At 64.0% G+C, this 261-nt stretch carries 1 pseudogene; it reads right to left on the reverse strand.

From position 1 onward, the window contains the following. A pseudogene (locus tag FS767_RS22345) lies at positions 1-261 on the reverse strand (sensor histidine kinase); the annotation flags it as partial.

Below are 261 nucleotides of genomic sequence, written 5' to 3' on the forward strand. Positions count from 1 at the left end.
GGTGTGCCTTGACGATCTGGTCGGCGATATAGAGGCCCAGGCCCAGGCCGGCGATGTTCTCGGTGCCACTGGCGCGCTAGAACTGGCGGAAGATCAGCGCCTGGTGCTCCACGGGGATGCCGATGCCATGGTCCTTGACGCTCAGCTCCACGTCGGCGCCGTCGCTGCGCAGGGATATCTCCACCGGACGTCCGGCGCCGTATCTCATGGCATTGGTCAGCAGGTTGGTGATCACCTGCTCGATGCGGAATTCGTCCCAGT

This window comes from Pseudomonas sp. DE0010, from assembly GCF_007680745.1.
GTDB lineage: Bacteria > Pseudomonadota > Gammaproteobacteria > Pseudomonadales > Pseudomonadaceae > Aquipseudomonas > Aquipseudomonas parafulva_B.